A 23,283-nucleotide genomic window follows, 5' to 3' on the forward strand; every position below is an offset into this window, starting at 1 on the left:
AGGGCGAGCGTCAGGATCACAGCGTCCTCGCGATCAGGATCTTCATCACCTCATTGGTGCCGCCATAGATCCGCTGGACGCGGCTGTCGCGGTACATGCGGGCGATCGGATATTCGTTCATGAAGCCATAGCCACCGAACAGCTGCAGGCAGCGGTCGACGATCTTGTTCTCCAGGTCGCTGACCCAGTACTTGGCCATCGAGGCGGTCGAGGCGTCGAGCTTGCCGGCCAGGTGCAGCTCAATGCAGTGATTGATGAAGACCCGGGCCACGGTTGCCTCGGTCTTGCATTCGGCCAGCACGAACTGGGTGTTCTGGAAGTCGAGGATCGCCTTGCCGAAGGCCTTGCGTTCCTTGACATAGGCGATGGTCAGCTCCAGGGCCCGCTCGATGGTGGCCATGCCCTGAACGCCGATGTTCAGGCGCTCCTGCGGTAGCTGGCCCATCAGCTGGAAGAAGCCCTGACCCTCGTCGACGCCCAGCAGGTTCTCGGTCGGAACCTTGACGTCGTTGAAGAACAGCTCGGAGGTGTCCTGGGCTTCCTGGCCCAGCTTGTCGAGGTTGCGACCCCGCTCGAAGCCCTCCGCCCCGTCGGTCTCGACGACGATCAGGGAGGTGCCGCGCGCCCCGGCGCTGGCGTCGGTCTTGCAGACCACGATGATCAGATTGGCGGTCTGGCCATTGGTGATGAAGGTCTTGGAGCCGTTGATCACATACTGGTTGCCGACCTTCTTGGCCGTGGTCTTGATGCCCTGCAGGTCCGAACCGGCGCCGGGCTCGGTCATGGCGATGGCACCGACCAGCTCGCCGGTGGCCAGACGCGGCAGCCAGCGACGCTTCTGCTCTTCCGTCCCGTAATGGACGAAATAGGGCATGATGATCGCATTGTGCAGGCTGATGCCGAAGCCATCGACGCCCTTAAGGCCCAGCTGCTCCATCAGCACGACCTCGTGGCGATAGTCGCCACCGGCCCCGCCGTATTCTTCCGGAGTGGAGAGGCCCAGCAAGCCGGCCTCTCCGGCCTTGGTCCACATCGAGCGATCGACGCAGTGGTTCTTGCGCCAGGTCGCCACGACGGCCTCGGGGGCGTGCTCGTCGAAGAACTTGCCCACCGCATCCTCGAAGATGACGATGTCTTCCTCGGCCATGAAGGCGGGTTTTGCGACGTCGAGCACGCTCATGATCAGAAAGCCTCCGCGGGCAGCGCCATCAGGGTCGCCGAGCCGGTCTTGAGCTTGGTCAGATGCGCCCCTGCGTCAGGCAAGATGCGCTCGATGAAATATTGTGCCGTGACCAACTTGGTCGAATAGAACGGATCGGACGAGCCGGCCGCGATCTTGGCCTGGGCGGCCTTGACCTGCAGGGCCCACATATAGGCCAGGCCCGTCAGGCCGAAGAGGTGCATGTAGTCGGTCGAGGCGGCACCGGCATTGTCAGGGTTCTGCAGGCCGTTCTGCATCAGCCACATCGTGCCCTCCTGCATCTGGGCCTTGACCTCGGCCAGGGCGGTGAGGAAGGGCTTGAGGCCTTCGTCGGTATCGTTCTCGCCGATGAACTGGTCGATTTCCTGGAAGAAGGTCATGACCGCGCGGCCGCCCTTGGAGGCCAGCTTGCGGCCCACCAGGTCGAGCGCCTGGACCCCGTTGGTGCCCTCATAGATCAGGGCGATGCGGCAATCGCGCATGAACTGGCTGACCGGGAAGTGTTCGGTGAAGCCGCTGCCGCCATGGACCTGAACTGCGTCCGAGCAGATCTTGAAGCCCTTGTCGGTCAGGTAGCCTTTCAGCACCGGGGTCATCAGACCCATATAGTCGGCGGCCTTTTCGCGGACCTTCTCGTCGGGGTGGCCATGGGCCAGGTCGCCGTGCAGGGCGGTCCAGAACAGGAAGGCGCGACCGCCCTCGATCAGGGCCTTGCTCTCCAGCAGCATGCGACGCACGTCGGGGTGGACAATGATCGGATCGGCCGGGCCCTCGGCGTTCTTGGGGCCGGTCAGGGAGCGGCCCTGCAGGCGGTCGCGGGCGAAGGCAACGGCGGCCTGATAGGCGGCCTCGCCCTGGGCCACGCCCTGCATGCCGACGCCCAGGCGGGCCTCGTTCATCATCACGAACATGATCCGCAGGCCGGCATTTTCCTCGCCGATCAGGAAGCCCTGGGCGTCGTCATACTGCATGACGCAGGTGGCATTGCCGTGGATGCCCATCTTCTCTTCGAGGCCCACGCACTTGGCACCCTCGTTGCGCTCGCCGACGCTGCCGTCGGCCTTGGGCAGGTACTTGGGCACGATGAACAGCGAAATGCCCTTCACCCCGGCCGGCGCGCCTTCGATGCGGGCCAGGACCAGGTGGATGATGTTGTCGGCCATGTCGTGTTCGCCGGCCGAGATCCAGATCTTCTGGCCGGTGATCCTGTAGCTGCCGTCGGCCTGGGGAACGGCCTTGGTGCGCAGCAGGCCCAGATCCGTGCCGCAATGCGGTTCGGTCAGGTTCATGGTGCCGGTCCATTCGCCGGTCACCATCTTGGGCAGGTAGAGTTCCTTCTGGGCGTCGGTGCCGCCCTCATGGATGGCCGAATAGGCCCCGTGGGCCAGGCCCGGATACATCGAGAAGGCCATGTTGGCCGAGCTCGACATCTCGCTGAAGGCCAGGTTGACGACATGGGGCAGGCCCTGGCCGCCATAGGCCGGGTCCGAGCCCAGGCCGGTCCAGCCGCCTCCGCACAGCTGCTTGTAGGCTTCCTTGAAGCCCGGCGGGGTGGTGACGGTGTTGGTCGCCGGATCCAGGACGCAGCCGGTCTTGTCGCCGATCGTGTTCAGCGGGGCCAGGACCTCGCCGGTGAACTGGGCGGCGGCCTCCAGGATCTGCTCGACCGTATCGAACGAGGCGTCGGCGAAGGCCGGCAACTGGCCATGCTGATCGATGTTCAGCATATCGCGCAGGATGAAGACGTGATCGCGAACGGGGGCCTGGTAGGTCATGGAAGGTCCTGGAAGTGGGAAGGGTCGAGGGCGTTAGGCCGGCTGGCCTGCCCTATTACTTGCCGAGCGCGGCATCCGCGTGACCGTCCAGCCGGGCGCGCAGCACCTGGTCATAGTCGGCGGCGCGGGGCAGCAGGTCGGGGCGGATCTCGGCCAGGCGCTGCTCGAGGCGGGCGCAGGCCTGGTGCAGTTCGATCAGGGCCCCGTCGATGTCTTCGCGCTGCTGTTCCAGCGCACTGGCGCGCTCGCGGAACTTCTTCAGCGACCGGGCCATCTGGGCGGCGCCGTCATCGTTCTCGTCATAGAGGTCGAGCAGCTCGCGGATTTCCGACAGCGACAGGCCCACACGCTTGCCGCGCAGGATCAGCTGCAGACGGACGCGGTCCTTGTGGGAATAGACGCGGTTGAGGCCTTCGCGGGCCGGGGACAGCAGGCCCTTGTCCTCATAGAAACGCAGGGCGCGGGGCGTGGCTTTGAATTCGTTGCAGAGATTGCGGATCGTGAACGTCCGCTCGGGGCGACGCAGGTCGGCCAACATAGAAACCTCCCAAGAGGAAAGGCCCGGCTACGCGGCGGGGCCGCTTTGTTATCGCTGATCACCCTATTCCGGGTTTCCGTTGACGTCAACGTTTACGTAAACGTCAAGCTTAGCGGGGCGTGATAGGTTTACTTTCCTAGGGCTGAGGCATATTTTCCTGCCACCTCCCCGGCCCGGATTCCGCGACATGACGGCGCTCTCGCACACCGAAATCTGGACGGCGATCGACGCCCTCGCCAAGCGGTTCGACATGAGCCCCTCGGCCATGGCCCGGATGTCGGGGCTGGACCCGACCAGCTTCAACCGCTCCAAGCGGGTGTCGGCCGATGCCGAGGCGCGGCCGCGCTGGCCCTCCACCGAGAGCCTGGCCAAGGTGCTGGAAGCCACCGGGGTCGGATTTTCAGAATTCGCCGCCCTGACGGAAACCCATAAACGCCCCGTCCAGCGGGGCGTGCCGCTACTGGGCTTTGCCCAGGCCGGATCCGACGGCTTCTTCGACGATGCCGGCTTTCCGGTCGGCGAGGGCTGGGACGAGATCGCCTTTCCCGGCCTGCAGGAGGACGGGGTCTATGCCCTGGAGATTGCCGGGGATTCCATGCTGCCGGTGTTTCGCGACGGCGACCGTATCCTGGTCTCGCCCTCGATCGAGCCGCGCCGCGGCGACCGGGTGGTGGTCAAGACCCATGCCGGCGAGGTGATGGCCAAGGAACTGGCGCGGGTCACCGCCCGGACCATCGAGCTGACCTCGCTGAACCGTGACTATGGCGATCGGGTGCTGGAGCGCGGCGAGGTGGCCTGGATCGCGCGGATCCTCTGGGCCAGCCAGTAGGGGGCGACTAGCCCGTAATCAGGTGCGCGGGCAGCCGGCGTGCTCGCCCTCGATAAAGGCGATCAGGTCGCCTTCCCACGGCGCATCACAGGAAACGTCGACCCGGTAAGAGTTCCAGGTGTCGTTATGGGCGGCTTCCACATGGGCGGCCGGAAACTTGCTGGTCAGATCGCCGAGCAGAGTGTCGAATTGCGAACGGTCCGACGGGCGAAGGGTGAAAGAAGCCATTAGACTAACCTTGGTTCTGATCTGGGAACCTTACGCCCGCAATTGCGGACATTCCCTTAACCGGCAATTCAGGGACCGTTCACCTTAAGGGACACGGTGTCGCAGACACGGAGACTCACCGGAGGCGGGAGACGCTGCTCCCCTTCTGGGGGAGCTGTCGCGGAGCGACTGAGGGGGCTATCTGGGCATAGGCCGCGCTGCCCCCTCCGGCCCGCTGGGCCACCTCCCCCGGAGGGGGAGGATCTGGTTCAGACTAACCCAGTTTCTCGTCGATCAGGGCGATCGTCCGGTCCAGGCCGAAGATCGCCGCGAAGGAGCCGAAGCGCGGGCCCTGGCTTTGGCCGAGCAGCACTTCGTACAGGGCCTGGAACCAGGCGCGCAGGGGGTCGAAGGCGTGGTCCTTGCCGACCGCGAACACCTCGTTCTGGATCAGCTCGGCGTCCTGGCAGCCGTCCGGCAGGGCCGCCAGACGGGCGCGAAGGTCGACGATCGCCGCGCGCTCCACATCCGTCGGGGCGCGGAAGGTCTTCGAGGGCTTCACGAAGTCCTCGTAATAGTTGATCGCATAGCCGGCCAGGCGGTCCAGCAGCGGCTGGCTTTCCGGCGTGGCGCCGTCGACATAGCGGCCGAGGAAGCCCCACAGGATGTCCTTGGTCGAGGCGTCGGCGGCCGAGACCAGGTTCAGCATCAGGCTGAACGACACCGGCGAGCCCTGCTCGGGCGGCTTGCCGGAGTGAACGTGCCAGGCCGGGTTGTCGATCTGCTTGGCCGGTTCCTGCTTCTGGAAGGCCTCCAGCTGCTGGAGATATTCGTCGGTCGCCTTGGGGATGACGTCGAAATAGAGCTTCTTGGCCGACTTGGGGCTCTGGAACATGTAGTAGGCCAGGCTCTCGGGCGCGCCGTAGCGCAGCCACTCGTCCATGGTCAGGCCGTTGCCCTTGGTCTTGGAGATCTTCAGGTTGTTCTCGTCCATGAAGAGTTCGTAGTGGAACCCTTCCGGCGGCGAGCCACCCAGCACCTTGCAGACCTGGTTCGAGAGACGGACGCTGTCGATCAGGTCCTTGCCGCTCATCTCGTAGTCGACGCCGAGAGCCGTCCAGCGCATCGCCCAGTCGGGACGCCACTGCATCTTGACGCCGCCGCCGGTCACCGGAACCTCGGTCAGCGCGCCGTCCTCGTCGCGGAACACGATCGTGCCCTTGGCGACATTGCGCTCCAGGGTCGGGACCTGCAGCACCTTGCCGGTCTTGGGGCTGATCGGCAGGAACGGCGAATAGGTCGCCCGGCGCTCTTCGCCCAGTGAGGGCAGCATGATCTTCTGGATGGCGTCGAACCGCTCCAGGGCCAGCAGCAGGGTCTCGTCGAAGCGGCCGCCGCGATAGCAGTCGGTGGACGACACGAACTCGTAGTCGAAGCCGAAGCCGTCAAGGAACGTGCGCAGGCGGGCATTGTTGTGGTGGCCGAAGCTCTCGTGCTCGCCATAGGGGTCGCGGACCACGGTCAGCGGCTTGTCGAGGTCGGGGATCATGACCTCGCCGTTCGGCACGTTCGGCGGGATCTTGCGCAGGCCGTCCATGTCGTCGCTGAACGAGATCAGGCGCGTCGGAATCTTGTCGTCGGTCAGGGCGCGGAACGCCGCGCGGACCATGGTCGTGCGCGCCACCTCGCCGAAGGTGCCCATGTGCGGCAGGCCCGACGGACCATAGCCGGTCTCCAGCACCACCGGTTTGCGCAGGGCCTCCAGCGTGGCGACCGCTTCGTCGGTCTTGCCGGCGTGGATCAGGGTCGAGGCGAGATCGCGCTCGGCGTCGGACAGGCGCAGACGCAGGGTGCGGGCCAGCAGGGCGCGCGCCTGCTCGAACGGCCAGGCGCGTGCGTCGCGGGCGAGGGGGGAGAGGCCTTCAAACATGCGGGCGGTATAGGGCGAAGCGGCGGTGGTGGCTAGGTTTTGGGTGAGGGGGTGTGGCCGCTTGTCAGCTTTGAGCGAGGCAACCCCAGCCATCGATCATGCCGCCGTACTCGTTGGCCAATAGGTTCAGAGCTGTCTCAGCGTGTGTCACCGCATCAACGGTCGGCGTCATTTCCCGCGCCGCCACAACATCCCACGGGTGGGTGGGGACCGTCCCTGTCTCTTCGAGCTCCACATCATACCCCTGTTCCGCAGCACGCCGGGCAAAGCTCGACGCATTGGCTTGGTCCATGAAGACGGCGGTGAAATCCACAGCGCGGGGGATGCTCAGGTCATCGCCGCGCTCGGCCATGCCTTGCAGTACGGCCGCATTTTCAGCTTCAAGAGTTGACGTCATGGTAGCCTTCTCAGTGGGCTAAGCCCTCCGCCGCAGCGGAGGCTGGCGCGCCCTGAAACCCTTGGTGGAATTGGAGCTCTGAGGCCAGGCCATGTCAATGACGGCGCGCCGCGCCGCCGCGCGCGGCCGGCCTCTGGCCGGTCATTGACACGGCCTGACCTCAGAGCAAGCTCGCCTCCAAGGCTTTAAGGCGGGGCCTCGCCGCTGGCGGCCTTCCGTTTCACACGCCCCTTTCAACCGTCATTCCGAGCCTTCGGCCCGGGAGCCCTCTGTCCGCTGCAGGTGCAGGAGTGGCGAAGTGCGCGCGCACTTCGCTGGCGCCTCACGTGTCGGCTGAAGCAGGGGTTCCCGCCACAAGGGCGGGAATGACGGAGGGGTAGTGCGAAGCGTTGGAGGGTGTTTTCCCGGCCGACGCCGCAGGCCCCCTCCTGACCGCTATCGCGGTCGTCCTCCCCCTTTCAGGGGGAAGATGAAACGCGCCGACCTCATCTTCCCCCTCCGGGGGAAGACGGTCGCGAAGCGACCCGTAGGGGGCAAGTGCGGGGACAGGCCCCGCCCACCCCCTACTTCAACAGCCCGCCCGGCGGCGTGTAATGCACCTGGGCACCCGGACCCAGCGGCCAGTCGAAGGCGACCCAGGCCAAAGTCATGGCCACGCCGGCGACCATGAAGGCCAGGGCATAGGGCAGCATCAAAGCCAGCAGCGAGCCGACGCCCATACTGTTGTCCCAGCGCCTCGTCATGGCCAGGACCAGCGGGAAATAGCTCATCAGCGGGGTCATCAGATTGGTGAAGCTGTCACCCATCCGATAGGCGGCGGTGGTCATTTCCGGCGAGATGCCCAGCAGCATGAACATCGGCACCACCACCGGGGCCAGGGCGCTCCACTTGGCCGAGGCCGAGCCGATGAACAGGTCCAGCACCGACGAGAAGCCCAGAACACTGACCAGCAGCATCGGGGCCGGCAGGTTCATGGCCTTCAGGGCCTCGGCCCCGTGGATGGCGGCGATGGGGCCCAGGCGCGACCAGTTGAACATGGCCACGAAGTGGGCGGCGAAGAAGGCAAAGACGATATAGGGGGCCACCGAACGCACCCCGTCGGCCATCATGATGACCACGTCCTTGTCCGAGCGCACGGTGCCGACCCCGACCCCGAAGGCCACGCCACAGGACAGGAACAGCAGCATGAAGCCGGCGATCAGGGCACTGTAGAACGGGGTCAGCTGGGCGGGACCGGTCTTTGTCTCGTCGATCAGGGGCGTGAAGCCGGGGATCAGGGTCAGGGCGGCAAACAGGGCCACCACGGCCAGGGCGGCCAGACCGGCCAGCTTCAGGCCGCGCCTTTCCTCGGCCGTCACCGCCGACTTGGCCAGCTCGGCCTTCAGGCTGTCATCGGCCTGGCCGCCCCAGACGCCAAGGCGCGGCTCGATCACCCGGTCGGTCAGGAACCAGGCGATGGGGGTGAAGACGAAGACGATGGCCAGGATATACCACCAGTTGCCCAGCGGGTTCATGGTCCAGGTCGGATCGATGATCCGGGCCGCTTCCTGGGTGAAGCCGAACAGCACCACGTCGAACTGGCCCGGGGTCAGATTGCCGGCGAAACCGCCGGAGACGGCGGCGAAACCGGCGGCGATGCCGGCCAGGGGATGGCGACCCACTGCGGCGAACAGCAGGCCCGCCAGAGGGATGAACACCACATAGGCCGCGTCGGAAGCATGGTGCGAGACCATGCCGATCAGCACCACCAGCGGGGTGAGGATCGCCTTGGGGGCCTCGCGCAGGCTGGCCCGGATCAGGGCGCTGAACAGGCCGGAGCGCTCGGCCACGGCCGCGCCCAGGATCACCACCAGAACCAGTCCCAGGGGCGCAAAGTTCGTGAGGGTCTTGGGCATTTCGGTGAACAGCCGGGCCAGGTTGGCCTCGGAAAACAGGCTGCTGGCCGCATAGGTCAGGACGCCGTTTTCCAGCTCGCCGAACTGGGGTGCCTCGTCGCCGCTATAGGTGATCGAGGCCGACCAGCCCAGGGCCTGGCCGAGGGCCGACAGGACCATCAGCCCCAGGATCAGCCAGACGAAGATCATTACGGGTTCGGGCAGCAGATTGCCCAGTCGCTCGACCACGCCCAGAAAGCCCTTTTGACGGGCCGACGGCGTCGGGTCGGAAGCCTGCATCGCACTCATGCGGATTTCGCCTGACTCTAAGAGACCCCCATCCCTCAAAGGCATGCCTAAAGGGCCTTGGGCGCAGCGTAAAGTGGCGATCAGCCGTTCAGCGCCCCGGCCACCACCTCCCGCGCTTCTGCCTGCACCTGTTTCAGGTGCTCTTCCCCGAGGAACGATTCCGCATAGATCTTGTACACATCCTCGGTCCCGGAGGGGCGGGCGGCGAACCAGGCATTGGCGGTGACCACCTTCAGGCCGCCGATCGCCTCGCCATTGCCGGGGGCGGCGGTCAGGGTGGCGGTGATCGCCTCGCCGGCCAGCGAGGTGGCCGTGACGTCCGAAGGGCTCAGGGCCGCGAGGCGGGCCTTCTGGGCCCGGTCGGCCGGGGCATCGACACGGGCATAGGCGGGGCGACCATATTGCTCGGCCAGGCCGTCATAGAGCTGGCTGGCGCTGCGCCCCGTTCGGCCCTGGATCTCGGCGGCCAGCAGGGCCAGCAGGAGGCCGTCCTTGTCGGTCGTCCACACCGTGCCGTCGCGGCGCAGGAAGGCGGCCCCGGCCGATTCCTCACCGCCGAAACCGACGCTGCCGTCCAGCAGGCCCGGCACGAAATGCTTGAAGCCGACCGGCACTTCCAGAAGCGTCCGGCCCAGTCCGGCCACGACGCGGTCGATCATCGAGGACGAGACCAGGGTCTTGCCGACGGCGACCTCCGGGCCCCAGCCCTCGCGGTGGCTGAACAGGTAAGAAATCGCGGCGGCCAGGAAATGGTTGGGGTTCATCAGCCCGCCGTCGGGGGTGACGATGCCGTGGCGGTCGGCGTCGGCGTCATTGCCGGTGGCGACGTCAAAGGCCGCGCCATCGGCCATGGCCTTGACCAGATTGGCCATGGCGCAGGGCGACGAGCAGTCCATGCGGATCTTGCCGTCGGTATCCAGCGGCATGAAGGCCCAGCGCGGATCGACGGCCGGATTGACCACGGTCAGGTCCAGGCGGTGGCGGTCGGCGATCTCGCCCCAGTAGCCGACACTGGCACCGCCCAGCGGGTCGGTGCCGATCTTCACGCCGGCGGTGCGGATGATGTCGAGATCCAGGACGCTGGGCAGGTCGTCGACATAGCGGCCCAGAAAATCGAACCGCCTGGCCTCGGTAATCGCCCGCTCGAACGGAACGCGGCGAACCTCGGCCAGACCGGCCTCGATCAGCTGGTTGGCGCGATTGGCAATGGCCGAGGTGGCCGCGCCGTCGGCCGGACCGCCCGAGGGCGGGTTATACTTGATGCCGCCGTCGCGGGGCGGATTGTGCGACGGGGTGATCAGGATGCCGTCGGCCAGGCCCGAGGTCCTGCCGCGATTATGGGCGAGAATGGCGTGCGACACGGCCGGGGTCGGGGTGAAGCCGTCGCGGTCGTCGATCAGGGCGTCGACGCCATTGGCGACCAGGACCTCGATCACATTGCGCCAGGCCGGCTCGGACAGGCCGTGAGTGTCGCGGCCGACGAAGATCGGGCCGGTGATGCCCTGGGCGGCGCGATATTCCACGATCGACTGGGTGATCGCCAGGATGTGGGCCTCATTAAAGGCCCCGTCGAGGCTGGAACCCCGGTGGCCGGACGTCCCGAACGCCACCCGCTGGGCGGGGTTGCTCAGGTCTGGCTTGAGGTCGAGATAGGCCCCGGTCAGGGCGGCCAGATCGATCAGGTCTTCGGGTCGGGCCAGCTGGCCAGCGCGTGCATGCATGTCGGGAAGCCTATCGATCGAAGGGAGGGCGTTCAATTCGGTATGAAGCTTGGACGGCTGCCGTCAGAAGGCGGCGCTGAAGATCGTGCCATCCGGCATCAGGGCGGCGCGTTTGACCCCGTCGGAGGCAAAGGGCATGGCGATATGGCCGTCCCGGTCGACGCTGATCAGTCCGCCGTCGCCGCCCAGGGCCGCGATCCCGGCAATGGCGGCCGCCGCCGCGCTCTCCAGGCTCTCGCCGCCGAAGCGCATGCGATGGGCGATCTGCACCGCCACGGCGGTGCGGATGAAATACTCACCCTGGCCGGTGCAGGAGACGGCGACCCTGTCGTCGGCCCAGGCTCCGGCCCCGATGATGGGCGAGTCGCCAATTCGACCCGGAAGTTTGCCGAACACCCCGGCTGTCGAGGTGGCAGCTGCCAGCCGGCCCTCGGCGTCGCGGACCACGCATCCGACCGTCCCGATCGGGAGTTCGGGCGGGTGATTGGTCTCGAAGGCCGCTGCCTGGGTGAACCAGCTGTCCGGATCGGCGATTTCCTTCAGGCCCTGGGCTCGCGCGAAGGCCATGGCCCCCTCGCCGGCCAGCATCACATGCGGCGTCTTTTCCATCACCGCCCGGGCCGCGAGAATCGGGCTCTCGAAGCCCTGCAGGGCGGCGATCGACCCGGCCCGACCGCTGGTGCCGTCCATCAGGCAGGCATCCAGCTCATAGGCCCCGGCCGCATTGGGCGAGGCCCCCTTGCCGGCGATATAGAGGCCGCTGGCCTCCAGGGCGACGACGGTCTCGACCGCGACGTCCAGGGCGCTGGCCCCGGCGGCCAATCGGTCCCGCGCCGCCTCGACCAGGCCGCGCATGTGGGCGATCTCCTGGCTGTAATCGTGACCGGGTGCCGAGCCGGCACCACCATGCAGGGCCAGACTAAAACGCTTGTTTGACATTCTGCTTCCTTGGCCGCGCGCCCTGCGTTAGCGTCCCGGCTCTTAAAGAAAAACCTCGGGAGATGACAGATGAAGGCGGTTCTCAGCACGGCGGTCGGCGGCCCCGAAACCCTGGAATTGTCAGAACTGCCCGATCCCGTGGCCGGTCCCGGCCAGGTGCTGATCGATGTGAAGGCCTGTGGCGTCAACTATCCGGACGTCCTGATCATCGAGGACAAGTACCAGTTCAAGCCCACCCGTCCCTTCGCGCCGGGCGGTGAGGTCTCGGGCCTGATCGCCGCCGTCGGCGAAGGCGTGACGAAATTCAAGGTCGGCGACCGGGTCCTGGCCTCAACTGGCTGGGGCGGCATGGCCGAGAAGCTGGCCCTGGAGGAGGGGCGCTGCACCAAGATCCCCGACAACATGCCCTTCGACGAGGCGGCGGCCTTCATCCTGACCTATGGCACCTCCTATTATGCCCTGAAGGATCGCGGCAGCCTGAAGGCCGGCGAGACCCTGCTGGTGCTGGGCGCGGCCGGCGGCGTCGGCCTGGCGGCGGTGGAACTGGGCAAGGCGGCCGGGGCGCGGGTCATCGCGGCGGCCTCCAGCCAGGAAAAGGTCGATCTGGCCATCGCCCACGGTGCCGACAGCGGCGTCGTCTATCCGCGCGGTCCGTTCGACAAGGACGGTCAGAAGGCCCTGGCCAATTTGATCAAGGAGGCCTGCGGTCCCAATGGCTGGGACGTGGCCTATGACGCGGTCGGCGGTGACTATTCAGAGGCCACCATCCGCGCTGCGGGCTGGAACGGCCGCTTCCTGGTGATCGGCTTCCCGTCGGGGATCGCCAAGGTGCCGCTGAACCTCACCCTGCTGAAGTCCTGCGACATTGTCGGGGTCTTCTGGGGCGCGGCGGTGGCCCGCGATCCGGCCGGCCATGCCCAGAACGTCAGGGAACTGATGGCTCTCTATGCCGAGGGCAAGATCAAGCCGCACGTTTCCGAGCGCTTCCCGCTGGAGCGGGCCGGCGAAGCCATCGCCCATCTGGCCAGCCGCAGGGCGATGGGCAAGGTCGTCGTCACCAACGACTAGGACGTGCTGACCCTGACGGCCAAGCCCTTGTGCCGTCAGGGTTAAGCCCCGCTAAGGATGAAATTTATCGGGATGCTTACCGGGTCTTTGTAAGGCTGAACGCGGTTCTTGAGAAAGCCGCAGATGCCCGAGATCGCCCCTTCCGTTCCGTCGCCGCCAGTCGCCACCCGTCCGTTCCGCCTGAAGCGTCGCGCCAATGAACGGGTCCGGCTGCTGGGCGAGCGCATGGATCTTGTGCGGCACGAGGAGGTCTTCCACTTCGTGGCGGCGCGCCTGAACCGGGGCGTGTCCTCGATCATCGCCAACCACAATCTGCACAGCCTCTATCTGGTCCGCAGGAATGCCAGGATCCGGGCCTTCTTCGACTCTGCCGACCTGGTCGAGGTGGATTCGACGCCGCTGCTGGCCTGGGCCCGGGTGATCGGCCGCAACAGCCGGCAGTTCCATCGCTGCACCTATCTCGACTGGCGGGATTTCTTCTGGGCGCGGGCCCGACAGGAAAACTGGCGGGTCTTCTTCGTCGGCGGGGCCCCCGGCGTAGCCGATGCGGCCCGCGAGAGGATCCTGGCCGACCATCCCGGCGTCGAGCTTGCGACCCACCACGGCTATTTCGATGCCCGCTGCGGCTCGGCGGAGAACACGGCGGTGGTCGAGGCGATCAACGCGTTCAAGCCCCATATCCTGCTGGTCGGCATGGGCATGCCGCGCCAGGAGATCTGGGTGCTGGAGAACCACAAGGCGATCACCCACCCCTGTGCCCACTTCACGGTCGGCGGAGCTTTCGACTATGAGGCCGGGGTCCAGAAGGCGGCCCCGCGCTGGATGGGGCGGCTCGGCGTCGAATGGCTGTTTCGTCTGCTCGCCGATCCGCGCCGGCTGTTCTCGCGCTACTGCATCGAGCCCTGGTTCCTCATCGGCCCGGCCCTGGGCGACCTGCGCCAGGCCTTCCTGACCCGATCCGATACCCGCATCGATGGCGCGACCGCCTTTCCAGGCTAGCCAAGCCCCGGGTCCTCCGCGAATATGAACACTGATCACCGATCCAGCAGAGGTCGGGGTGTCATAGGGAGGGACTGCACATGGCTGGACGTCTGAACGGCAAGGTGGCCGTGATCACCGGGGCATGCTCGGGGATCGGGCTCGGGACGGTCGAACTGTTCGTCGCCGAGGGGGCCAGCGTCATCGCCGCCGACCTGCAGGACGACAAGGGCGCGATGCTCGAAAAGCGTTTCCCCGACCGGGTCCGTTTCGCCCGCTGTGATGTCACCGTCGAGGCCGATATTGCCCGGGCCGTGGCCATGGCCAAGGACGCCTTTGGTGGCCTCGACATCCTGTTCAACAATGCCGGCCATGGCGGCACGCCCCTGGGCGTGGCGGACATGACCGCCGAGGGCTGGGACCAGACCTTTGCCCTGTTGGTCCGCGGTCCGGCCCTGGGCATGAAGCATGCCGTGCCCCTGATGCTCGAGCGCGGTGGCGGCTCGATCATCAACACCGCCTCGATCGCCGGCCTGCAGGCCGGGTTCGGGCCCCTGGCCTATTCGACCGCCAAGTGCGCCGTGATCCATCTGAGCCGCTGCGCGGCCGCCGAACTGTCGCCGGACCGGATCCGGGTCAATGCCATCTGCCCGGGCCTGATCGCCACCTCGATCTTCGGGGCCTCGATGGGTCTGCCGCGCGAGGTTGCCGACCAGATGGCGGCCCGCGTCGCCGAGGTCGGTCCGAAGATCCAGCCGATCCCCAAGGCCGGCCTGCCGGAGGATATCGCCCGTGCCGCCCTCTATCTGGCCTGCGACGACTCCGAGTTCGTGACGGGCACCCATATTGTCGTCGATGGCGGCATCACGGTCGGTGGCCGCAGCAGCTGGGACAAGTCCGCGCCCTCGCCGATCCTGTCGGCCATGGGCATCACGCCGGAACAGGCCGAGCAGATGCGGGTGGCCATGACGGCCGGCGCGCCGGGGTGACAGCAATCACCCTGACACCGAACCTGCGCGGCGCGCTGTGGATGCTGGCCTCGGCCGTCGGTTTCACGGCCATGACCACCCTGATCAAGTATCTGGGCCCCGGCTATCCCGCCGCCTTGCAGACCTTCTATCGGCAATTGGCGGGGGTGATCATCCTGCTGCCGTTGATGGCCCGTGACTGGCGGGGGACGTTCTACACCACGCGGCCCGGCATTCTGATCTTCCGGTCGAGCGCCGGCGTTCTCGCGCTGATCCTGAGCTTCTATGCCTATCAGGAACTGCCCCTGGCCGACGCCAATGCCCTGTCCTTTACCCGGACCCTGTGGCTGGTGCCCTTCGCCGGCCTGATCCTGCGCGAACCGATCGGACCCTTGCGGATCTCGGCTGCCGTGATCGGCTTTCTCGGCGTGCTGATCATGCTGCAGCCCGGCGCGGGCGGATCCGCCGGCTGGATGGGCTGGCCGCAGGCGGCGGCTCTGGCGGCGGCGCTGCTGTTTGCCCTGACCATTACCGGCATGAAGGTGATGACCCGCGACCATTCGCCGTTCACCCTGCTGGTCTATGCCGCCGTGCTGGGCCTGGTCTTCTCGATCCCGCCGGCCCTGTTCGTCTGGCGCTGGCCCAGCTGGCCCGACCTTGGCCTGCTGGCGGCCATGGGCGTCATCGGCACCCTGACCCAGGGGGCCTATATCAAGGGCATGCAGGCCGGGGAGGCCGCCGTGATGGCCCCGATCGACTATACCCGGCTGGTCTTTGCGGTTCTGGTCGGCTTTCTGCTGTTCCACGAGGTTCCCAGGACAGCGACCCTGATCGGCGCGGCCATCGTGGTCGGCTCAACCCTGTTCATTTCCTGGCGGGAACACCAGGTTTCAAAGCGCGCCCTGGCCCCCGTCGCTCAGGCACCGGAATAGGCCCGCCGCCACGCCACGAACCTCGCCAGCCCCTCGGCTAGCTGCACCTTCGGTTTGTAGCCGGTGAGGGCCTGGAGCTTGTCGATATTGGCATAGGTGGCGGTGACATCGCCCGGCTGCATGGGCCGCATGATCTTGACGGCCTCTACGCCGAGCGCGGCTTCGAGCGTGGAGATCATCTCCATCAGCCCGACCGGGTCATTGTCGCCGATGTTGTAGACCTCATGCCCGCCTTCGCCCGGCGGGTGGTCGAGCACCCCGACAATGCCGTCGACGATGTCGTCGATATAGGTGAAGTCGCGGGCCATCTTGCCTTCGCCGAAGACCTCGATGGGTTCGCCGGCGAGGATCTTCTGGGTAAAGCCGAAATAGGCCATGTCCGGGCGGCCCCAGGGGCCATAGACGGTGAAGAAGCGCAGGCCCGACTGGGGCAAGCCGTAGAGCCTGGCATAGCTCTGGCTGATCAGCTCGCAGGACCGTTTGGTGGCCGCGTAGAGCGACACCGGCGTCTCGGCCGGATCGGTTTCCCGGAAGCCTGAGCCGTTCAGGGGGCGGTCGCCATAGACGCTGCTGGACGAGGCATAGACCAGGTACTCGACCCCGGCATGTCGGCAGGCTTCGAGCACGGCCAGATGACCCGCCAGATTGCTCCGCTCATAGGCAAAGGGATTGTCGATCGAGTAACGGACGCCGGCCTGGGCAGCCAGATGCACGACCCGGCGGGCACCGGATGACTTGACCAGATCCAGCAGGACCTCGTGCTCGGCGATGTCCAGCCGGACCATGGTGAAGCCATGGCGGCCTTCCAGCCGCGCGGCCCGGGCGGCCTTCAGGGCCGGATCATAGTAGCTGTTGAAACTGTCGATCCCGATCACCGTCTCGCCGCGATCCAGCAGGCGTTCGGCGACATGCATGCCGATGAAGCCGGCCGCGCCCGTGACAATGATCGGATGGGACATATCAGCCGCGTCCGATCGAGGCGTAGGTGAAGCCGTGGCGGACCATTTCGCTGGGCTTGTAGACATTACGCAGGTCGACCACGACCGGGACCTTCATCAACAGCTTCAGGCGATCCAGGTCCAGGGCGCGGAACTGGTCCCACTCGGTCAGGATCACCAGGGCATCGATGCCTTCGGCGGCCTCATAGGCACCGGCCTTGAAGTCCACGCCGGGCAGCATGTGGGCGGCCTCCCGGGCGCCTTCTGGGTCATAGGCCTGGACGCGGGCCCCCATGGCCTGCAGGGCCGGCAGGATGTCGAGGCTGGGGGCGTCGCGCATGTCATCGGTATTGGGCTTGAAGGTCACACCGAGCACGCCGATCGTCTTGCCCGTGAGATCGGTCGCGCCGATAGCCGCGGCAATCTTGCCGGCCATGGCCTTCTTGCGGGCGTCATTGACCTCGACGGTCGTCTCGATCAGCCGGGTCGGAGCCCCGAAATCCTGGGCGGTCTTGACCAGGGCGATGGTGTCTTTCGGGAAGCAGGATCCGCCATAGCCGGGTCCGGCATTGAGGAACTTGCCGCCGATCCGCTTGTCCAGGCCGATGCCCTTGGCCACCTGCTGAACGTCGGCCCCAACCTTTTCGCACAGGTCGGCCATCTCGTTGATGAAGGTGATCTTCATAGCCAGGAAGGCGTTGGCCGCATATTTGATCAGCTCGCTGGTCCGGCGACCGGTGAAGACGATCGGGGTCTCGTTCAGCGACAGCGGCCGGTAGAGGTCGCGCATCACCGCCTGGGCCCGCTCGTCCTCGGTGCCGACCACCACGCGATCGGGGCGCTTGAAATCCTCGATCGCCGCGCCTTCGCGCAGGAATTCTGGGTTGGAGACCACGGCAAACTGGGCGTCGGGGCGAACGCGCCTGATGATCGCCTCAACCTCGTCGCCGGTGCCGACCGGCACGGTCGACTTGGTGACAATCACCGTAAAGTCCTCGATCAGGCCGGCGATCTCCTCGGCTGCGGCATAGACATAGGACAGGTCCGCGTGGCCATCGCCGCGACGGGTCGGGGTGCCGACGGCGATGAACACCGCGTCAGCGGCCTTGATCGCCTCCGCCCCTTCGAGGGTGAAGAACAGCCGACCTTCGCGAACATTGCGCGCCACAAGATCGTCCAGGCCCGGTTCGAAGATCGGGATCTCGCCCCGCTCCAGGCGCTCGATCTTGCTGGGATCCTTGTCGATGCACGTCACCACGTGCCCGAAGTCGGCGAAACACGCCCCGGACACCAGGCCGACATAACCCGTGCCAATCATCGCTACGCGCATCGAAACATCCTGATCCGATCGATCGCCGCCCGGCGGGCGACGTCTCTGCCTAATCCAGCAATCGCGGTGCCGAGGCAAGCCGCGCGGCTAAGACACTCAAGCTGATGACATCATCATGACGATCTTCGTGATGCGCCACCGCAGACTTTCAACCTTGATCCAAAGTCGATAGCCAGAAGCCTGACGTGCGAAGGAAAAAAGATGCGGACCGTTCTGGTCGCCGGCGGTGCCGGCTATGTGGGCTCTCACACCTGTCTGGCCCTGGCTGAGGCCGGGTTCACGCCTGTCGTCCTGGATGACCTGTCCAATGGCCACCGGGAGCACGTGCAGTGGGGGCCGTTGGAGATTGGTGACATTCGCGACGCAGCCCGGCTCGATGCGGTGTTCAACGCCCACAAGCCGGTTGCCGTACTGCACTTCGCGGCCCGTATCGAGGTTGGTGAGTCGGTCAAGGATCCGGGTGCGTTCTTTGACAACAATGTTTCCGGCACGATCACCCTGGTCGAGGCCGCGCGCCGGGCCGGCGTCGAGGCCCTGGTTTTTTCGTCCACCTGCGCCACTTTCGGCGATCCGGTGACCTTGCCGATGGACGAGACCCATCCCCAGGCCCCGCTCAATCCGTATGGCCGCAGCAAGCTGATGGTCGAGCAGGCCCTGGCCGACTATGGCCGCTATGCCGGCTTCCGCAGCACGGTGCTGCGCTATTTCAATGCCGCCGGGGCCGATCCCGAGGGCCGAATCGGCGAATGGCACGAGCCCGAGACCCATGCCATTCCCCTGGCCATCCAGGTAGCCCTCGGCCAGCGCCCGCATTTCACGATTTTCGGCGACGACTACGATACCCGCGACGGCACGGCGGTGCGCGACTATGTCCACGTTCTGGACCTGGCCGATGCCCATGTCGCGGCCCTGAACCGGCTTCTCTCCGGGGCGTCGAGCACCAGCTACAATCTGGGTACGGGTCATGGCACGACCGTCAGGGAGCTGATTTCCGGGGTTGAGCGCGCCACCGGCCGGCCCCTCCCGGTGCAGATGGCCGGTCGACGTCCGGGAGATGCCCCGATTCTGGTTGGCGACAATGCCAAGGCCCGTGCCGATCTGGGCTGGTCGCCGTCACGCGACCTCGATGTGATCCTCGGCAGCGCCTGGCGCTGGCATCAGGCCCAGGCCGCAGCGGGCCGGTGACCGGCGATTGGGGCTGATCCGGCCCCCAATTCGTCTGGATGGCGGAGGTTTCACGCACGACCCCGCGTTGAAACTGTTTATTTGTAACTCCTGCCGTATCGTTTGAGGTCTGTGATCCGGGGGAACCGCGTGTGTTAAAGGTTTTGACCTGTCTGACGACCGAGCATGATTATCGGTTGGTCGGCGTGGCAGCGGTCGTTTGCTTTGCGGCCTGCTTCACGGCGTTCAGACTTTACTCGCGCATGCGCGGCGCCAAGGGGCTGGTCCGGGCGGCCTGGCTTCTGCTGACTGGGCTTGTCTGCGGCTCGGGGGTCTGGGCCACCCATTTTATCGGCATGGTCGCCTATGATCCCGGCCTCAAAACCGGTTACAGCCCGACCGGGACCCTGTTGTCCCTGATGATCGCCGTGCTGTTCATGGGCTCGGGCTTCGTCGTCGCTTCGGCCCAGCGCACCCGCACCAACGACATGGCCGGCGGCCTGATCCTCGGCATGGGCGTCGCGTCCATGCACTATACGGGCATGACTGCCTTCGTGACCCAGGGCCATCTGGTCTGGGAACATGCCACGGTCGGGGCCTCGGTCCTGTTCGGCGTCGCCGGCTGTACGGCCGCCCTGATCCTGGCGGGCCGCGCCCGCAGCCTCGGCAAGCAGGTCCTGGGCGGCGTCATGCTGACCCTCGGAGTCTGCGGCCTGCATTTCACAGGCATGGGTGCCATCACCATCGTGCCCGACGCGGCCATCATCGTGCCAGATCAGCTGCTGTCGGGCGGCGTCCTGACCCTGGCGGTCACCAGCATCACCGGCCTGATCATTCTGGGCGGCCTCGGCGCGGTTGCCATCGAATCCCAGACCACCCGTTCGGCGCTGGAACGCATCCGCCGGCTGGCCAATGCGGCCTATGAAGGCATCGTCGTGGTGCAGGATGGCCGCATCAATGATGCCAATGCCGCTTTCTGCGAGCTGCTGGGCGCTCCACTCGCCGAGATCACCGGCAAGCCCCTGTACGGCGAGATCCTGCGGTTCAGCGGCGGCGAAGGCTCTCGCGACGACGTCCGCCGCGAAGGCGTCCTGCAGCCGGTTGAGGGTGGCCGCGAAATTCCGGTCGAAGTTTTTGCCCGTCTGATGGACGACGGGGCCCGGACCGAGACTTCGGGTCTGACCGTGCTGGCCGTCCGGGATCTGCGCGAGCGTCGTTCGGCCGAGGAAAAGATCCGCTACCTGGCCGAACATGACGGCCTGACCGGCCTGCTGAACCGCAATTCGCTCCAGACCCGTCTGGCGGCGACCATCGAACGGGTCGAGGCCTCGGGCGAAACGCTGTCGGTGATCTGCATCGACCTCGACCACTTCAAGGAAGCCAACGACCAGCATGGTCATCTGGCCGGTGACGCCCTGCTGGTCGAGACCGCGCGCCGCCTGCAGGATTCCGTTACTGCGCCGTCCTTTGCCGCGCGCCTGGGTGGCGACGAGTTCATTGTGGTGCAGGTGGGGGGCGGCGATCAACCGACGGCCGCCGCCGAGCTGTCCGGGCGGATGCTCGATGCCCTGGCAACACCGGTCATGTTCGAGGGCCAGGATCTGACCATGGGCGCGAGCCTTGGAGTCAGTCTCTACCCGGATGATGGTCGCACCGCCGAGTCTCTGATGGCCAATGCCGACATGGCGCTGTCTCGCGCCAAGGAGGGCGGCCGCGGCATCTATCGCTTCTTCAAGCGGGAGATGGACGAGTCGATCCGCGAACGCCGGTCCCTGGCCCGTGACCTGAAACAGGGCATCACGGACGGGGAGCTGGTGGTCTACTACCAGCCCCTGGCGCGCGCCGCTGATGGTGAGGTCTGCGGTTTTGAGGCGCTGGTCCGCTGGCAGCATCCGACCCGCGGCATGATCCCGCCGCTCGACTTCATTCCGGTGGCCGAAGAGAACGGCCTGATCGCCCCGCTGGGCGAATGGGTCCTGCGCCAGGCCTGCGCCGATGCCGCTGCCTGGGAGAAACCCCTGCGGATTGCGGTCAATCTGTCGCCGCTACAGCTCAACAACCCCGCCCTGCCGACCCTCGTGCATGAGGTGCTGATCTCGACGGGCCTGTCACCGCATCGTCTCGAGCTGGAGATCACCGAGAGCGCCCTGTTCAAGGACTATCAGCGGGCACTCGACAACCTGCGCCGGCTGAAGGCGCTTGGCGTCCGCATCGCCATGGACGATTTCGGCACCGGCTTCTCATCCCTGTCGACCTTGCAGTCCTTCCCGTTCGACAAGATCAAGATCGACAAGAGCTTCGTGGAAAACATCCATCGCCACGACCGCGCCACCGTGATCGTCCGGGCCGTCCTCGGACTGGGCCGCAGCCTCGAGATCCCGGTCGTGGCCGAGGGTGTCGAGACCCAGGAACAGATCAACTTCCTGCGCAGCGAGGACTGCGCGGAGCTGCAGGGCTATGCCATCGGTCGGCCGGGCCCCTTGCACACGCTCGAGGCCTGGACCCGGGCCAACCCGGCACCAGCCCAAGCCCCGGACCAGACGCAGGCTCCGTCCGAACCGCAGGCCACCCGGCGTTCGCGGCGGTCCGCGGCCTGACCGCGGACCGGGTCAAAACCCTGCCGCCTCGCTAGCGACTGCGCTTCAGGCTCCCCAGAAGGCCGCGCATGATTTCGCGGCCCGCCTGACTGGCGACGGTGCGCAGCAACGACTTGGCGAAGGTCTCGGCCATGCCCTGGCGGCTTGAAGCCCTCGGTCGCGGCGCGGTGCGCGCCTCTCGCGCCTCTTCCCGGGCCCGGACCTTGTCTTCGGCCTCGCGACGCTTTTCCGCCTCGGCCGCCTCCTGCGAGGCCTCGGCTTCGCGCTGGGCTTCCCGCGCCCGGCCCTGCAGGATTTCGTAGGCGCTGTCGCGATCCTGGGCGGTGTCATAGAGCCCGGCGACCGGGCTCTGGGCGATCAGGGCGGCGCGCTCTTCCGGCGTAAGCGGTCCCAGTCGCGAAGCCGGTGGCCGGATCATGGTCTTCTGCACGACACAGGGCGCGCCCTTGGCGTCGAGGGTCGAGACCAGGGCCTCGCCGACGCCGAGGCCTTGGATGGTCTCGGCGGTGTCGAAGGAGGGATTGACCCGGAAGGACTGGGCAGCCGCCTTCAGGCCCTTCTGATCGGCAGGGGTATAGGCGCGCAGGGCATGCTGGATGCGGGCACCCAGCTGACCCAGCACGGCATCCGGGATGTCGGCCGGGTTCTGGGTGACGAAATAGATCCCCACGCCCTTGGAGCGGATCAGGCGCACCACCTGCTCGATCTTCTCCAGCAGGGGCTTGGGTGCGTCATTGAACAGCAGGTGGGCTTCGTCAAAGAAGAAGACCAGGCGGGGCTTTTCGGGATCGCCCAGCTCGGGCAGCTCTTCGAACAGTTCTGACAGCAGCCAAAGCAGGAAGGTCGAATAGAGTTTGGGGGACTGGATCAGCTTGTCTGCGGCCAGCAAATTGACATAGCCGCGGCCGGCGACGTCGGTACGCATGATGTCCGCCAGCTTCAGCGCCGGTTCACCGAAGAAGTTCTCGGCGCCCTGGCTCTGCAGGGTCAAAAGCTTGCGCTGGATCGCGCCAACGGTGGCTGGCGAAACATTGCCATATAGGGTGCCGATATCGGCGGCGTGGTCGGCGACATATTTCAGCGCGGCCTGCAGATCCTTGAGATCCAGCAGCAGCAGTCCATCCTTGTCGGCCACGTGGAAAACGATGGTCAGGACGCCTTCCTGAACATCATTGAGCTCCAGCAGGCGCGCCAGCAGGACCGGCCCCATCTCCGAGATGGTCGTGCGAATCGGGTGCCCCTTCTGGCCAAACAGGTCCCAGAAGACGGTCGGGGGCGCGCCGGGGGTCAGGGTCAGGTCCATCGTCGCGGCGCGGGCCAGCATCTTGTCATTGGGTGTGCCGGCCACGGCGATGCCGGACAGGTCGCCCTTCACGTCGGCGGCGAAGACGGGCACGCCGGCCTCGGAAAAGGCCTGGGCCATGATCTGCAGGGTGACGGTCTTGCCCGTGCCGGTCGCGCCGGCCACGACGCCATGCCGATTTGACCGGTCCAGACGCTGGGTCACGGGTCCTTCCCCCAGTCCGATCAGGATTTCACCTTCACCAATCGTCAGCGTCATATGAAACTTCCTTCAAACTTGCAGTTC

At 66.3% G+C, this 23,283-nt stretch carries 19 protein-coding genes; 7 read left to right on the forward strand and 12 right to left on the reverse strand.

From position 1 onward, the window contains the following. Nucleotides 1-16 precede the first annotated feature (16 nt). Genes ACW17U_RS18340 through ACW17U_RS18350 form a run of 3 tightly spaced genes read right to left on the reverse strand, consistent with a single transcriptional unit; the run spans nucleotide 17 to nucleotide 3,511 of the window. Nucleotides 17-1,180 carry an acyl-CoA dehydrogenase family protein gene (locus ACW17U_RS18340; RefSeq protein WP_492054289.1) on the reverse strand — a complete coding sequence of 388 codons (1,164 nt, stop codon included), beginning with the start codon at nucleotides 1,178-1,180 and terminating at the stop codon, nucleotides 17-19. Nucleotides 1,181-1,182: 2 nt separating this feature from the next. Beyond that, nucleotides 1,183-2,976 (reverse strand): acyl-CoA dehydrogenase C-terminal domain-containing protein, encoded by a 1,794-nt coding sequence (locus ACW17U_RS18345; protein ID WP_492054290.1) that lies wholly within the window; start codon nucleotides 2,974-2,976, stop codon nucleotides 1,183-1,185. A 55-nt stretch (nucleotides 2,977-3,031) separates the two neighbouring features. After that, on the reverse strand, nucleotides 3,032-3,511 hold the full coding sequence (locus ACW17U_RS18350) for a MerR family transcriptional regulator (protein ID WP_492055763.1): 480 nt from the start codon (nucleotides 3,509-3,511) through the stop codon (nucleotides 3,032-3,034). A gap of 190 nt (nucleotides 3,512-3,701) precedes the next feature. On the opposite strand from ACW17U_RS18350, the gene ACW17U_RS18355 reads away from it, so the two are divergent. Then, on the forward strand, nucleotides 3,702-4,343 hold the full coding sequence (locus ACW17U_RS18355) for a S24 family peptidase (RefSeq protein ID WP_492054291.1): 642 nt from the start codon (nucleotides 3,702-3,704) through the stop codon (nucleotides 4,341-4,343). Between the two features lie 18 nt (nucleotides 4,344-4,361). Here the strand turns inward: ACW17U_RS18355 and ACW17U_RS18360 are convergent, their stop codons facing one another. The 6 genes from ACW17U_RS18360 to ACW17U_RS18385 form a co-directional block, all read right to left on the reverse strand. Continuing rightward, nucleotides 4,362-4,571 carry a hypothetical protein gene (locus ACW17U_RS18360; RefSeq protein WP_062150317.1) on the reverse strand — a complete coding sequence of 70 codons (210 nt, stop codon included), beginning with the start codon at nucleotides 4,569-4,571 and terminating at the stop codon, nucleotides 4,362-4,364. Nucleotides 4,572-4,824: 253 nt separating this feature from the next. Beyond that, a complete protein-coding gene (locus ACW17U_RS18365) occupies nucleotides 4,825-6,480 on the reverse strand; it encodes a lysine--tRNA ligase (RefSeq protein WP_492054292.1) in 1,656 nt (551 codons plus the stop codon). 64 nt (nucleotides 6,481-6,544) lie between these two features. Continuing rightward, nucleotides 6,545-6,877, reverse strand: coding sequence for a ribonuclease E inhibitor RraB (locus tag ACW17U_RS18370; RefSeq protein ID WP_492054293.1), 333 nt, complete (start codon nucleotides 6,875-6,877; stop codon nucleotides 6,545-6,547). A 563-nt stretch (nucleotides 6,878-7,440) separates the two neighbouring features. Continuing rightward, nucleotides 7,441-9,060, reverse strand: coding sequence for an AbgT family transporter (locus ACW17U_RS18375; RefSeq protein ID WP_492054294.1), 1,620 nt, complete (start codon nucleotides 9,058-9,060; stop codon nucleotides 7,441-7,443). Nucleotides 9,061-9,140: 80 nt separating this feature from the next. After that, nucleotides 9,141-10,781, reverse strand: a complete 1,641-nt coding sequence (gene pgm, locus ACW17U_RS18380; protein ID WP_492054295.1) for a phosphoglucomutase (alpha-D-glucose-1,6-bisphosphate-dependent) — start codon at nucleotides 10,779-10,781, stop codon at nucleotides 9,141-9,143. A 63-nt stretch (nucleotides 10,782-10,844) separates the two neighbouring features. Then, entirely contained in the window at nucleotides 10,845-11,720 is an 876-nt protein-coding gene (locus tag ACW17U_RS18385) for an isoaspartyl peptidase/L-asparaginase family protein (protein ID WP_492054296.1), read from the reverse strand. A 69-nt stretch (nucleotides 11,721-11,789) separates the two neighbouring features. Here ACW17U_RS18385 and ACW17U_RS18390 point away from each other — a divergent pair, with 69 nt between their 5' ends. The 4 genes from ACW17U_RS18390 (at nucleotide 11,790) to ACW17U_RS18405 (ending at nucleotide 15,666) form a co-directional block, all read left to right on the forward strand. Next, a complete protein-coding gene (locus ACW17U_RS18390; protein WP_492054297.1) occupies nucleotides 11,790-12,788 on the forward strand; it encodes an NADPH:quinone oxidoreductase family protein in 999 nt (332 codons plus the stop codon). A gap of 123 nt (nucleotides 12,789-12,911) precedes the next feature. Then, nucleotides 12,912-13,787 carry a WecB/TagA/CpsF family glycosyltransferase gene (locus ACW17U_RS18395; protein WP_062150305.1) on the forward strand — a complete coding sequence of 292 codons (876 nt, stop codon included), beginning with the start codon at nucleotides 12,912-12,914 and terminating at the stop codon, nucleotides 13,785-13,787. Between the two features lie 80 nt (nucleotides 13,788-13,867). Continuing rightward, nucleotides 13,868-14,755 (forward strand): SDR family NAD(P)-dependent oxidoreductase, encoded by an 888-nt coding sequence (locus tag ACW17U_RS18400; protein ID WP_492054298.1) that lies wholly within the window; start codon nucleotides 13,868-13,870, stop codon nucleotides 14,753-14,755. Between the two features lie 5 nt (nucleotides 14,756-14,760). After that, nucleotides 14,761-15,666: a DMT family transporter gene (locus ACW17U_RS18405; RefSeq protein ID WP_492055764.1), complete on the forward strand. Its 906-nt coding sequence runs from the start codon at nucleotides 14,761-14,763 to the stop codon at nucleotides 15,664-15,666. Here the strand turns inward: ACW17U_RS18405 and ACW17U_RS18410 are convergent. Next, nucleotides 15,651-16,625 carry an NAD-dependent epimerase/dehydratase family protein gene (locus tag ACW17U_RS18410; protein ID WP_492054299.1) on the reverse strand — a complete coding sequence of 325 codons (975 nt, stop codon included), beginning with the start codon at nucleotides 16,623-16,625 and terminating at the stop codon, nucleotides 15,651-15,653. The genes ACW17U_RS18405 and ACW17U_RS18410 overlap by 16 nt on opposite strands. Nucleotide 16,626: 1 nt before the next feature. Further along, the gene (locus tag ACW17U_RS18415) at nucleotides 16,627-17,934 is read right to left on the reverse strand and encodes a UDP-glucose dehydrogenase family protein (protein ID WP_492054300.1); all 1,308 of its coding nucleotides are present in this window, start codon (nucleotides 17,932-17,934) and stop codon (nucleotides 16,627-16,629) included. Between the two features lie 201 nt (nucleotides 17,935-18,135). Here ACW17U_RS18415 and galE point away from each other — a divergent pair, with 201 nt between their 5' ends. Together galE and ACW17U_RS18425 are read left to right on the forward strand one after the other, a co-directional pair. After that, nucleotides 18,136-19,119 (forward strand): UDP-glucose 4-epimerase GalE, encoded by a 984-nt coding sequence (galE, locus tag ACW17U_RS18420; RefSeq protein ID WP_492054301.1) that lies wholly within the window; start codon nucleotides 18,136-18,138, stop codon nucleotides 19,117-19,119. Nucleotides 19,120-19,250: 131 nt separating this feature from the next. Next, nucleotides 19,251-21,695, forward strand: a complete 2,445-nt coding sequence (locus tag ACW17U_RS18425) for an EAL domain-containing protein (protein ID WP_492054302.1) — start codon at nucleotides 19,251-19,253, stop codon at nucleotides 21,693-21,695. A 31-nt stretch (nucleotides 21,696-21,726) separates the two neighbouring features. Here the strand turns inward: ACW17U_RS18425 and ACW17U_RS18430 are convergent, their stop codons facing one another. Continuing rightward, on the reverse strand, nucleotides 21,727-23,256 hold the full coding sequence (locus ACW17U_RS18430) for a helicase HerA-like C-terminal domain-containing protein (RefSeq protein WP_062150283.1): 1,530 nt from the start codon (nucleotides 23,254-23,256) through the stop codon (nucleotides 21,727-21,729). Nucleotides 23,257-23,283: the final 27 nt, after the last annotated feature.

It is taken from the genome of Caulobacter sp. AVps16 (assembly GCF_058681455.1).